This window comes from Nostoc sp. (assembly GCF_036916655.1).
Classification (GTDB): Bacteria; Cyanobacteriota; Cyanobacteriia; order Cyanobacteriales; family Nostocaceae; genus Nostoc.
Genome location: NZ_JBALFY010000056.1, coordinates 72,176 through 84,893, shown reverse-complemented (window position 1 = coordinate 84,893; position 12,718 = coordinate 72,176). Strand labels below are relative to the sequence as shown.

At 43.1% G+C, this 12,718-nt stretch carries 12 protein-coding genes; 10 read left to right on the top strand and 2 right to left on the bottom strand.

Features of this window, described 5'->3' with window-relative positions; all coding sequences use genetic code 11:
* Window positions 1-31 precede the first annotated feature (31 nt).
* The 3 genes from V7L31_RS14010 (at window position 32) to V7L31_RS14000 (ending at window position 3,931) form a co-directional block, all read left to right on the top strand.
* On the top strand, window positions 32-355 hold the full coding sequence (locus V7L31_RS14010; RefSeq protein WP_334696785.1) for a DUF433 domain-containing protein: 324 nt from the start codon (window positions 32-34) through the stop codon (window positions 353-355).
* A 9-nt stretch (window positions 356-364) separates the two neighbouring features.
* Window positions 365-721, top strand: a complete 357-nt coding sequence (locus V7L31_RS14005) for a DUF5615 family PIN-like protein (protein ID WP_334696784.1) — start codon at window positions 365-367, stop codon at window positions 719-721.
* A gap of 75 nt (window positions 722-796) precedes the next feature.
* On the top strand, window positions 797-3,931 hold the full coding sequence (locus V7L31_RS14000) for an efflux RND transporter permease subunit (protein ID WP_334696783.1): 3,135 nt from the start codon (window positions 797-799) through the stop codon (window positions 3,929-3,931).
* 34 nt (window positions 3,932-3,965) lie between these two features.
* Here V7L31_RS14000 and pgsA read toward each other — a convergent pair whose 3' ends face one another.
* On the bottom strand, window positions 3,966-4,487 hold the full coding sequence (pgsA, locus tag V7L31_RS13995; protein ID WP_334696782.1) for a CDP-diacylglycerol--glycerol-3-phosphate 3-phosphatidyltransferase: 522 nt from the start codon (window positions 4,485-4,487) through the stop codon (window positions 3,966-3,968).
* A 188-nt stretch (window positions 4,488-4,675) separates the two neighbouring features.
* Between pgsA and V7L31_RS13990 the strand changes: the two genes are divergently transcribed.
* The 7 genes from V7L31_RS13990 (at window position 4,676) to V7L31_RS13960 (ending at window position 11,304) form a co-directional block, all read left to right on the top strand.
* A complete protein-coding gene (locus V7L31_RS13990) occupies window positions 4,676-6,091 on the top strand; it encodes an aspartate ammonia-lyase (RefSeq protein ID WP_334696781.1) in 1,416 nt (471 codons plus the stop codon).
* 151 nt (window positions 6,092-6,242) lie between these two features.
* A complete protein-coding gene (locus V7L31_RS13985; protein ID WP_334696780.1) occupies window positions 6,243-7,214 on the top strand; it encodes a DUF362 domain-containing protein in 972 nt (323 codons plus the stop codon).
* Window positions 7,215-8,218: 1,004 nt separating this feature from the next.
* Entirely contained in the window at window positions 8,219-8,404 is a 186-nt protein-coding gene (locus V7L31_RS13980) for a hypothetical protein (protein WP_334696779.1), read from the top strand.
* Between the two features lie 462 nt (window positions 8,405-8,866).
* Window positions 8,867-9,379: an inorganic diphosphatase gene (locus V7L31_RS13975; RefSeq protein ID WP_334696778.1), complete on the top strand. Its 513-nt coding sequence runs from the start codon at window positions 8,867-8,869 to the stop codon at window positions 9,377-9,379.
* Between the two features lie 118 nt (window positions 9,380-9,497).
* Window positions 9,498-9,881 (top strand): aspartate 1-decarboxylase, encoded by a 384-nt coding sequence (panD, locus tag V7L31_RS13970; protein ID WP_179067723.1) that lies wholly within the window; start codon window positions 9,498-9,500, stop codon window positions 9,879-9,881.
* Between the two features lie 12 nt (window positions 9,882-9,893).
* Window positions 9,894-10,796, top strand: coding sequence for an MBL fold metallo-hydrolase (locus V7L31_RS13965; protein WP_334696777.1), 903 nt, complete (start codon window positions 9,894-9,896; stop codon window positions 10,794-10,796).
* Window positions 10,797-11,004: 208 nt separating this feature from the next.
* On the top strand, window positions 11,005-11,304 hold the full coding sequence (locus V7L31_RS13960) for a hypothetical protein (RefSeq protein ID WP_334696776.1): 300 nt from the start codon (window positions 11,005-11,007) through the stop codon (window positions 11,302-11,304).
* A gap of 169 nt (window positions 11,305-11,473) precedes the next feature.
* On the opposite strand, the gene V7L31_RS13955 is transcribed toward V7L31_RS13960, so the two are convergent.
* Window positions 11,474-12,688, bottom strand: coding sequence for an HhoA/HhoB/HtrA family serine endopeptidase (locus tag V7L31_RS13955; protein ID WP_334696775.1), 1,215 nt, complete (start codon window positions 12,686-12,688; stop codon window positions 11,474-11,476).
* Between the last annotated feature and the right edge of the window lie 30 nt (window positions 12,689-12,718).

Here is a 12,718-nt window from a genome sequence, read left to right as displayed (position 1 = left end):
TAGATATTAGCGTTTTTGGAATAATTACACTATGACTTTAGCACTAGAACAAGAAATTCCTCCCTTAAGTGAAGATGCAACAGGTGCAATTCGGATAGGTAATACAAGGGTTTTGCTAGAACTGGTAATTCGTAGCTTTCAAGATGGTGCATCGCCTGAATCTATTGTTGGGCGTTACTCATCCTTGTCATTATCTGATGTATACCTGACAATTGGCTACTACCTTCGACATCGAGATGCTGTGGAATTATACCTCGATCAACGCGAACAATTAGCTGAATCTGTTCATCAACGTCTGTCAAATGTTCAACCTGATTTGAGCCTAATTCGTTCTCGCTTATTAGCCCAGCAATAATCTGAAAAAATGTCAATACTGAAGTTATTGAGCGATGAGAATTTTAATGGCGATATTGTGCGAGGACTATTTCTGCGTCAACCGAATCTTGACTTACTTCGCGTTCAGGATGTTGGTTTGCAGGAAGTAGATGACCCAGCAATCTTAAATTGGGCAGCAGCGAGCGATCGCATAATCCTCACTCATGACCGGGCAACAATGCCAGATTTCGCTTACGAACGATTGTTAAAGGGAGAGCAAATGTTGGGTTTGTTCGTAGTCAACGATCGGATGCCAATTAGACAGGCAATTGACGAATTGCTGCTGCTAGTTAATTACAGCGATCAGTCGGAGTGGAAGGGGATTGTTTTATATTTGCCCTTATGAAATATAAACCCAAAACAATACAGACTGAGCAATTTCATTGCACATACCGATAACATTTCTGGGAGAACAAAACTCATGAACCTTTCAGAACTCTTCATCCGTCGTCCAGTCATGACCACTTTGGTAATGATGGGTATCCTCATTTTCGGTCTCATGAGTTATCTACTGTTACCCATCAGTGCTCTACCTAACGTTGAATATCCTTTTGTTTCTGTCTCTGCTAGTCTCCCTGGTGCCACCCCGGAAACAATGGCATCTTCGGTCGCCGCACCTCTAGAAAGACAGTTTACCGAAATTGCCGGACTCAATTCATTCAATTCCACCAGTTCCACAGGCAGCACCAATATCTCTCTACAATTTGACTTTAGCCGCCGAGTGGAAGATGCCGCCAAAGATGTCCAGGCAGCCATCTCAGCCGCAGCCGGACAACTACCCGCCGGAATGCCTCACCCGCCTACCTACCGCAAAGTTAACCCATCTGTCTCACCGGTTATCTACCTGTATATGTATTCTGAGACACAGCCAATCTCTACAGTAGATGAATACGCAGAGGTAACAGTTGGTCAGCCCATCTCGATGATTGATGGTGTTGCTCAGGTACAGGTTTTTGGTCAACAGCAATATGCAGTCCGCGTCCAAGTTGATCCGCGAGAGTTGGCATCAAGGGGAATTGGTCTAAATCAGGTAAAAACTGCAATTCAACAGGGAAATGTCAACTTACCAACAGGTAGTCTCTCTGACACTTACAAAAATTATACGATTCAGGCGAATGGTCAACTCACCGATGCTGTCGGCTATCGCCAGCTAATTGTAACTTACAAGAATGGTGCTACTGTGCGCCTCCAAGATTTGGGGGACGTAATTGACAGCGAACAAAACGTCAAAGTCTCGAATTTATATAGCGATCGCAAGGTAACAAACCGTCATTCTGTTGTTCTCGCTGTGCAGCCGCAACCGGGTGCAAACACGGTAAATATTGTTGATGCCATCCAAGAACTTTTACCTACACTCCGCGAACAAGTTCCCAAATCCATTGAGATGGGGATTATGTACGATCGCTCTCAAACTATCCGAGCCTCTGTCAGCGATGTAAAATTTACCTTGGTTCTCTCAGTATGTCTAGTTGTCTTGGTGATTTTCTTATTCTTGCGTGACATCACGGCGACGCTGATTCCCAGTTTGGCGCTACCTGTGGCGATCATTGGCACTTTTGCGGTGATGTATCTGTCGGGTTTTTCCCTAGACAACCTCTCACTCATGGCGTTGACCCTCTCTGTAGGTTTTGTGGTGGATGATGCGATCGTGGTGTTAGAAAATATCGTCCGTTATCGAGAAATGGGCGAATCTCCCCTAAACGCAGCATTGAAGGGATCGAGGGAAATCAGTTTCACCATTTTGTCAATGACTCTCTCGCTGGTGGCGGTGTTCATCCCCATTATGTTTATGAGTGGAATCATCGGTAAATTATTTCATGAATTTGCTGTTACCATCGCTGTGGCAATTTTGGTTTCGGGTTTTGTTTCCCTCAGTCTCACCCCCATGTTGTGCAGTCGTTTCTTAAGTTCACCCCATCAGCAAAGACCAAATCGGCTCTATCAATTTTTAGAAAGGGGATTTGATTTACTACTGCAAGGATATGATTGGACGCTCAAGCCGATTTTAAAATACCGCCTGATGACATTGATTGGTTCTGGCATTCTGCTGGTAATGACCGTCTATTTGTTCGTCATCGTTCCCAAAGGATTTATCCCTACAGAAGACACCGGACAACTGATGGCCAACACCAAAGGGGCGCAAGATATTTCTTTTGATGATATGCGGCGTCACCAACAAAAGGTTGTTGACATTATTCGTCAAGACCCTAACATTGAAGCAGTTGACTCGATTGTGGGTGCAAGTGGGCCGAATGCTTCAGTCAACTCCGGGCGAATTACAATTCGGCTCAAGCCGCGCGATCAACGTCAACTCAGTGCTGATGAAATCATCCAAGAGTTAACACCCAAGTTAAGACGTGTAATCGGGGTTAAGACATTCCTCCGTTCTCCGCCAGCTATTCCTATCGGTGGACAACAAACTAACTCTACTTATCAGTTCACCTTGCAAAGCTTGAATTTACAAGACCTACGCCAATACGTCCCTAAACTTGTAGATAAAGTCAAAACCCTACCAGGACTCCGGGATGTTGACAGCGATTTACAACTCAGCACTCCCCAAATTCAAGTCCAAATTGACCATAACAAAGCTGCTACTCTTGGGATTACTGCCCAACAAGTTGAACAAACCCTCAGCGCTGCCTTTGGTTCCAGCCAGGTTTCTACTATCTATACTCCAAATGACCAATTTTATGTAATCTTAGAAGTGAAACCGGAGTTTCAGCGAGATCCTAGCGCCCTATCGATGCTCTATGTGCAATCGAGTACTGGGAAACTTGTTCCCCTGAGTGCGATCGCTAATATTACTCAGAATGTCGGCCCGCTCACAGTTACTCACGTTGCTCAACTCCCCTCTGCAACTATCTCTTTTGACACCCTCCCAGGAACATCTCTAAGTCAGGCTACAGATGCTATCAAGCAAGCGGCCAGTGAGTTGCTACCATCAACAATTACCCCCAGCTTTCAAGGTTCAGCCCAAACTTTCCAACAGTCCTTCAATGATTTAGGGGCGCTGTTGTTGGTTTCCATTTTAGTTATCTATCTAATTCTCGGTATCCTCTATGAGGATTTCATTCACCCAATCACCATTCTTTCCGGTTTACCTTCCGCGGGGTTTGGTGCGTTACTGACGCTGCTGATTTTCCAGGTTGATTTAAATCTTTATTCTTTCATCGGTATCATCCTGCTAGTGGGCATCGTCAAGAAAAATGGGATTATGTTAGTGGACTTCGCTATTGAAGCCCAGCGAAAGGAAGGTAAAAATTCCTTTGATGCCATCTATGCCGCTTGCTTGATTCGCTTCCGCCCGATTATGATGACCACGATGGCAGCTTTAATTGGCACACTCCCCATTGCTCTGGGGACAGGAGTTGGTTCCGAAGCGCGTCGTCCTTTGGGGATTGCGATCGTTGGTGGATTGGTGTTCTCTCAGATATTGACTCTCTATCTGACTCCAGTGTTTTACATTTACATGGAAGCATTACGGAAAAAGCTCGGACAACCGAAGTTTTACCGCTTTTTCTCAAAAAAGAATTCAGGAATCAGAAACCAAAATTAAGAATGAATTTTGAACGAAAACTTATATTATGGTTTCATTCTTGTTCAGTGCTAGCTTTTTGGGGCAAAAGATAAATGATTCCAGAAATTAAAGTCAAGCCAACAGAAATCCAAAAGGCAATCAAAGAGGGAGTTTGCCAGACTTCAGGTAGGGGTGCGATCAGAAGTGCGATCGCCACTATTTGACTAACAGTTTTGAGTTTACCCCAAATATTCGCCCCAGTAATTGTCGTTTGATTCACCCGCCAACCTGCGATCGCTAGTTCCCGCGCTAAAATCAAAAACACTCCCCAAGCTGGCACTTTTCCTAGTTCAATAAAAACCAGCAATGGCGCAAGTACCAGAAATTTATCTACTAAGGGATCGAGAAATTTACCCAATTCACTAATTTGGTTGAGTTTTCGCGCTAAATAGCCATCTAACCAATCAGTCAATGCAGCAACGATAAAAATCGCCAAACAGATCCATCTAGCTTCGGGTGTGGGATTATATAAACCGTAAAGCAGAAATGGTACACCCAGAAGGCGAGAGAAAGTAATCCAGTTGGGTAAAGTCACGTCGCTTTGCTCCGAATTAAAAATTAAAAATTAAAATTTAAAAATTAATAATCTCCAAAAATAAATTTAGTTGCCCTGCTATCAAGAGGAGGCAGAGGGGACAAACTTACTACAACTTGTCTTTGTCTCCCCACTTTCTCCCTAAGCGTGGGAAAATCTGTTTTCTGAAGCTCTTTTAAAAGAATACTATGACTGAACACACAGAATTCCGCATCGAACGCGATTCGATGGGCGATCGCCAAATTGCTAGTAGCGTTTATTACGGTATCCAAACGCTACGGGCAATCGAAAATTTTCCCATTAGCGGCATCAAGCCTTTACCTACTTACGTAGATGCGGGATTGATAATTAAAAAAGCTACAGCAATTGTGAATGGTGAACTAAATTGCATTCCCCAAGATATTAGTCAGGCGATTGTCCAAGCAACTGATGAAATCTTAGCTGGGAAGTTCCGGGATCAATTTGTCGTAGATGTTTATCAGGCTGGTGCTGGAACATCCCACCACATGAATGTCAACGAAGTTCTGGCAAATCGCGCCTTAGAAATTCTTGGTGAAGAAAAGGGCAATTACAAACGTGTTAGTCCCAATGACCACGTTAATTATGGGCAGTCTACCAATGATGTGATCCCTACGGCAATTCGCATTGGTGGATTATTGGCATTATCTAAGACATTACACCCAGCTTTAGAGAAGGCGATCGCATCTTTAGAAAACAAAGCTGTAGAATTTCAAGATATCGTCAAATCTGGCAGAACCCACTTGCAAGACGCTGTACCCGTGCGTTTGGGTGAAAATTTTCGCGCATGGGCGCACATTCTTACAGAACACCAAAACCGGATTTACACCGCCTCTGGAGATTTAATGGTGCTGGGTTTAGGAGGTAGTGCAGCCGGAACGGGTTTAAATACTCATCGCTTATATCGCGCCCGTGTAGTAGAAGTTCTTTCAGAATTGATTGAAACTCCTTTAGAACCTGCGCCCCATCTCATGGCAGCTATGCAGAGTATGGCCCCATTTGTGAATGTTTCCGGTGCTTTACGCAACTTAGCGCAGGATTTAGCCAAAATATCTCATGACTTGCGGCTGATGGATTCGGGGCCAAAAACAGGTTTGAAAGAAATTCAACTGCCTCCAGTGCAACCTGGTTCCTCGATTATGCCAGGGAAATATAACCCAGTGATGGCAGAGATGACATCAATGGTATGTTTTCAGGTGATGGGTTACGACAGTGCGATCGCTTTAGCCGCACAAGCCGGACAATTAGAATTAAATGTGATGATGCCGCTAATTGCATATAACTTAATTCACAGTATCGAAATTCTGGGCAATACCATCGCTGTCCTTACAGAACGTTGCATTGAGGGAATTTCTGCGAACCAGGAACGTTGTTTAGCTTACGCCGAAGGCAGTTTAGCTTTAGTAACCGCCCTCAACACCCATATCGGTTATTTAAATGCCGCAGATGTGGCCAAAGAATCTTTAGAAACTGGTAAATCTTTACGGCAGATTGTTTTAGAACGCGGGTTGATGAGTGAAACAGACTTAGCCACAGTCTTAAATCTAGAACAAATGAGTGGTATCTTACCGCTTAAAACAGAATAATATTTATGGAGAATTGGGCATGGGAAGAGGCAGAGGGTCAGGGGGCAAGGGGGAGAATGAAAAATTACCTCTTTCTCCCCTGCTCCCCTGCTCCCCTGCTCCCCTGCTCCCCTGCTCCCCTGCTCCCCAATCCCTTATCCCCTATCCATCTATGCAGACTCAAAAACCATCTGTTAGTCTAATTCGGGCTACATCTTACGAACAAGAGGCTTTACGAGAATCCTTAGTTACATTGCTGGAACCTTTTGGAGGTATGGCAGCGTTTGTGAAAAAAGGCGATCGCGTTTTACTCAAACCGAATCTACTTACAGGCTCGCGTCCTGGTAAAGAGTGTATCACCCGTGCCGAACTAGTTTACGAAGTTGCCCAGATGGTAATTGAGGTTGGCGGTCAGCCATTTTTGGGCGATAGTCCTGCTTTTGGCAGTGCTAAGGGCGTAGCAGTGGCAAATGGCTATCTACCTATTTTAGAAGAACTGAATCTTCCCATTATCGATTTTCACGGTCAGCGTTACCAAACTGTCAGTGACAATTTTAACCATCTGCGACTGTCTAAAGAAGCAATGGAAGCAGACGTAGTAATTAACCTACCGAAAGTGAAATCTCATGCCCAATTGACATTAACACTCGGCGTAAAAAACTTATTTGGTTGCGTCCCCGGCAAAATGAAAGCTTGGTGGCACATGGAAGCGGGAAAAGACGCAAATAGATTTGGTGAAATGTTAGTAGAAACTGCTAAAGCAATTAACCCTAACTTAACCATATTAGATGGGATCATCGGTCATGAAGGAAATGGCCCTAGTAATGGTGAACCTCGCCAACTGGGCATTTTAGCAGCTGCATCAGATATATTTGCATTAGATCGGGCAATGGTAGAAATCCTCAATGTTCCTCCTGAACAAGTGCCTACAGTTGCAGCTTCCCAAAGGCTAGGAGTTTGTCCAGAACTTGCTGCTATCGAGTTTCCCCATTTAAATCCTGACTTATTAAAAATAGAAGATTGGCGACTACCAGACAATTTAATGCCCATCGATTTTGGTATGCCCCGCGTCATCAAATCTACGTTTAAGCATCTTTACACCCGATTTATCAAGGAACCAATGAGTATTTATGGAAGGGGATAAGGAACTGGGGATTGGGGATTGGGGAGTAGGGAGCAGAGGAGAATAAGAGGTAATTTTTCATTCTCCCCCTTGCCCCCAGCCCCCCGCCCCTCTGCCTCTTTTCAATGCCCAATGCCCAATCTAATGCAAACTTCGTTACAGCAATTTCATTTATTAGCAGAGTAATCTGTAATTACCCTCCGATTGCTTAACCATACCGCCCTATGATAGTTAGTGGCGGTTTTTTTAGCTGATTAATTTGTTATGCAGGTTATCGTTTGAGATTTTGATTTATCGAAAAAGTTATACAGATTATGAGCAAAGTCTGGGGATAACCCTCTACACCACTTTCTAAAACATTTTTTTACTCTACCTATATATAGATTGACAAAATTGCTGTGATATCACGCAGACTTGAGAATTTAAACTCTGAAATATTTGTTTAGTATTATCACTTAATCCATGCTACACAACACAGTTAATGTATCTGTATTTATTCGGTAGTTATGATTGGTTACAAAAATCATTCCTGCCCTTTTCGTCTCTAGCATCAAATATTGTTGTGTATAACTACCGTATGACAATCGAGAATACTGAATATTTATCAGTATCTTTGCGGTTTTGTGTCCTGTATCACAAATTAGTAATTCCAGTAAAATGACCTTATCAAAGCCTTTACAGAGATGTTATAATCATGAAGTATCGGACAAATACATTTTGCTAATTAATATTTAAGCAGCGAAAAAATGTAGTTTATAATGCTGTTGAAGTTAGCTTTGCGTATGCGAACCTTTACGCCATACAGGGAAACATTTGAAAATATTAATCACAAAAGAAAACATGATTTGTTGACTTGTAACTTGGTATTAAGAATTTCATGTATAAAAACGCTATTATGACAATTGTAAAACTGGTTTAGCTTGTAAAAGGCTACACATTTTACAGTTTAAAAATAGCTACAATAGCATCAAAACTCTCACTCAGAGAGTAGACCTACACAGTCTTACGAAGAACTTCAATTTTGTATGAATTCAAATAGCCAGTCTGCCAATACCGACACATATTCCCAACGTTTGGCAGACATTGTGGGAACTGCGATCGCTCTGTTGACTCTTACCCTACCCGTATTTGTCATCGCCCACTATTCTTCAACTAATGTTCAGAATAACCCGCAACCCCTGATCCAAAATCTACAAGGAAAGAAAGATTGATAAAGCTTTCTAGTAGCTTTCCCTAGCAGGAGAGCTACAAAAAGCAGAACACTGATTTTGAGACAACCTCTGTAGATTTTGAATGTAGTTCATCAGAAATAAGCTGAATCTGTATTGTGTAACTCCAGATTTGAGAAGTCTTGACACAATAGAGGCCGAAATCCCTCTAACAGTAATCAAAGGCGGAGGATATCCATAATACCCTCTTGGAAAAAGCGTTGCGAGGAAAGTTCGTAACGCTTTTTCCATCTTTTGGCTAATTCAAGAGAATAGGTTATGGCTTCCAAACTGGATACTCCCAAATCTTCATTCCCCAGTCCCCAGTTCCTAGTCCCCAGTCTCCACTCCCCTATCCCCTGAAATAAATACCTTGGGAAGAAAGCCATATTGCCCTAAAATTCTACACGGGGAGCGAAGCTGACTGAGTGCCCCCATGATTCACTGTTATCAGAGGAGTTTTTTGTGGATTTATCTCGTATTCCTGCCCAACCGAAACCTGGTTTAATCAACGTTCTGATTGAAATTGCTGGCGGAAGTAAAAATAAATATGAATACGACAAGGAACTACAAGCTTTTGCTCTAGACCGAGTACTTTATTCCTCGGTAAAATATCCTTATGACTACGGCTTTGTACCCAATACTTTGGCCGATGATGGCGATCCCCTTGATGGTATAGTCATAATTGACGAGCCAACCTTTCCAGGTTGTGTTATTGCCGCGCGACCGATAGGCTTTTTAGAGATGATTGACGGTGGCGATCGCGATGAGAAAATCCTTTCTGTTCCTGACAAAGATCCGCGCTACGCTCAAGTAAGATCCCTGAAAGACGTAGCACCACACCGTTTAGACGAAATTGCTGAATTTTTCCGTAGTTATAAAAATTTGGAAAAAAAGGTGACTGAAATCCTCGGTTGGCAAGATGTGGACAAGGTTGCAGCTTTAGTAGAAAAATCCGTCAAAGCTTATAGAGGATAATAGAAAAGTTAGGAGTTAGGAGTTAAGAGTTATGAATTTTTATTCCTAACTCCTCACTTTACTTTGATAACTTTCCCTTGTTACGGATTTTAAAATCTGCCACCAACCCCAAACCAGAATGCAGCGTACTCTCCTTTTGGCAAAAATTCATAACTGCACCCTCACAGGGGCGAATATCAACTACGTGGGTAGTATCAGCATTGATGAAATCCTTTTAGAAAAAGCTGGTATCTTACCCTATGAACAGGTGCAAGTAGTTAATAGTGCCAACGGTCAGCGCTTTATTACCTATGCGATCCCCGCTCCAGCTCATTCAGGAGTCATTGAGTTAAATGGGGGTGCGGCACGTCTAGGCATTATTGGCGATCGCTTGATTATAATGACTTACGGGCAGTTCACTCCAGAAGAGGTAAAAAGTTACTCTCCTACGGTAGTCATTGTGGACGAAAAAAACAGGTTGTTGGAAGTACGGCGCTACGATGACCTGCTCAGTAAGGTCTAATTTTCAAGAAAAATGTCAAATTTTGAGTTGTCGGGTTCCCAAAGCTACATACCTGAAAAGTCTGCTACCCTGTCGAGTAGTCTAGCAGGTGAATTTCTCGTCCAATTCTGGGGTGTCAGAGGTTTAATTCCCACCCCAAGTAGCGACACTAATCGTTATGGTGGTAATACTGCTTGTGTAGAAATGCAGGTAGCTGGAAAACGCTTAATTTTTGATGGTGGTACTGGCTTACGGATACTGGGTAAAACTTGGCAAGAACTACAACAGCCATTAGAAGCCCATTTATTTTTTACCAACTGCCAATCAAACCGAATTCAAGGGTTTCCTTTTTTTGCGCCTGCATTTATTGGAGAAAATTGCTTCCATATTTACGGCACAGCTGCCTCAAATGGAGCCTCAATCAAACAATGTCTGTACGATCAGATGCTCCAGCCACACTTTCCTTACCCTTTACAGGTAATGCAATCAGAATTGCAGTTTTACAATTTGACTCCAGAAAGTGATGTACAGTTGGATGATATCACCATTACAACTGCATTAATTAATCAAACTCAGCGGTCAGTTGGCTACCGAGTTACTTGGCAAGAGTATAATGTTGCTTACATCACGGATTTGCACCAGAATGCCGATCAAGTGGAGCGAGAGCGGATTTTAGAGTTTATTAAAGGCGTTGATTTGTTGATTGCCAATGCTACTTACACTCCGCCGACATCTCACAACCATGACTCTGCTGATTTACTCTGGCAAGCTGCGGTGAATGCAGCTTTGAATGCTGGCGTTAAACAGCTAGCCATTTCTCATCATCACCCAGATGACCATGATGATTTTCTTGACCAGGTTCAAGTCGATATTAAATCTGCTTTTCCTCAAGCCATAATAGCCCGTGAAGGTCTAGTATTAGCTGTTGGTAAGTGATTTTTATTGACACTTTTTAATCAGTGGTAGAGCGATGCTTACGGTGGTAAACTACCCACAATCACTGACTTGTCAATTCGCTTTTCTGTTGAGATCGCGCGATCTGGTGTGTAAAAGCAAATTGTCTCGTAGATTGTGAGGTAGAACGCTATAATTTACTCAACTTTGTAATCATTTTCAACCTGAGAGTTGATAGTCTAATTCGATCATGAGTACTCTCAATCAAGTGCTGGAAGACGCTTTGGAACTTTCCTCCGAACAGCAAGAAATGCTGATCAAGATTCTACAAAACCGCCACTATGAAAATCGTCGTGCAGAAATAGCTACAGATGCCAAACAAACCCTAGTTGATTTCCATACAGGTAAGATTTCGGCATCAGTCAGCCCAAGATGTTATTGCAGCATTACGCCAGTCTTTAAACGAACTAGAGGAATGAGACTGCTGGTTTTGACCCCAAAATTCAAACGAGCATTTCGTAGGTTGGTGAAGCGAAATGCTGAACTCTAGCCCCAGCCTGAAGCGAATGGAATTCGCGGCTACACTGGCATTGTCCGCCTCCGCGGACTAAGAAAAAATTAAGGGTTTGAAACCCACGGAGGTGGGTTTTGGTTGTATAGCCGCAGTTTCTAACCGCCCTTTTAACTATTCCACACAATTGAAATCGGCTACATTGCCCCTACGAAGCATTTTGTAACTCAGCTGTGCGGACTGAAAGCTGCTGTGTCTGATTACCTCGTTGCACTTTTACCTGTAATATTTGACCAAGGCGACTGTCTTCCACAACATTCTGCAATTGTTCAGCACTGGTAATTGCTTTACCATCAACTTGCAGAATGACATCCCCGCGCCGGATACCCGCAGATGCGGCTGGAGAATTAGGGACAACTCGCATGACAAAAACACCATTAATTTCTGGTATCTGAATCGGAGAGTTGGGATCGGTATTATTTTGCTTAGCGAGATCGGGTGTTAAGGTTAGCATTTGCACACCTAGATAGGGGTGAGCAACTTTGCCATCACGTTGCAGTTGGGCAGCGATCGCTTTGGCTTTATCAATAGGAATGGCAAACCCAATACCCATTGCATCAGGGCGAATCGCTGTGTTAATGCCAATTACTTCACCTAGACCATTTAATAATGGCCCGCCAGAGTTACCTGGGTTAATAGCGGCGTCTGTCTGAATGAAATCCAAACGTTTGTCACTAATGCCGACTTGGGCGCTAGAACGTTTCAGGGTACTGATAATTCCCAAAGTAACAGTGTTATCAAATCCTAAAGGATTACCAACTGCGATCGCCCAGTCTCCTACTTGTACATTACTAGAAGAACCTAAGGGAGCCACTGGTAAATCGTTACCAGCATTAATTTTGACTACTGCCAAATCTGTGACTTCATCAATACCTTGAACTTTCCCTTCAAAAGTGCGCCCATCTTTGAGTCGGACTGTTACTTTATCAGCCTTATCGACCACATGAGCATTAGTTAAAACCAACCCACTTTTGTCGATAATGAAACCTGAGCCTAAACCGCGTAACTGCTCAGAAGGAACCTGTTGAGAAAAACCTTCACCAAAAAATCGGCGGAAAAAGGGATCTTCTAAAAATGGATCGACGCGGCGAGTAATTGTTCGCTCAGTATCAATACGGACAACTGCTGAACCAACACGGTTTACTGCTGCTGTCACAAAGCTATTGCTACCGATGACAGCACTAGCTGGTGATTGCCGTTGAGCAATGAGGTTTGAAGTATCTCCACTAGTTACTGTGGGTGCTGGCTCGGCTTGAGAGGGTAATACCTGCAATGTGCTAACAGTTAGCAGAACTCCTAGCGCGATCGCCAAAACATGAGTACTAAGTTGACGTAAAGACCGAGATAATTTGGGAAATCGCATAATCAGAACCTAATATATAAGCCTAATTGT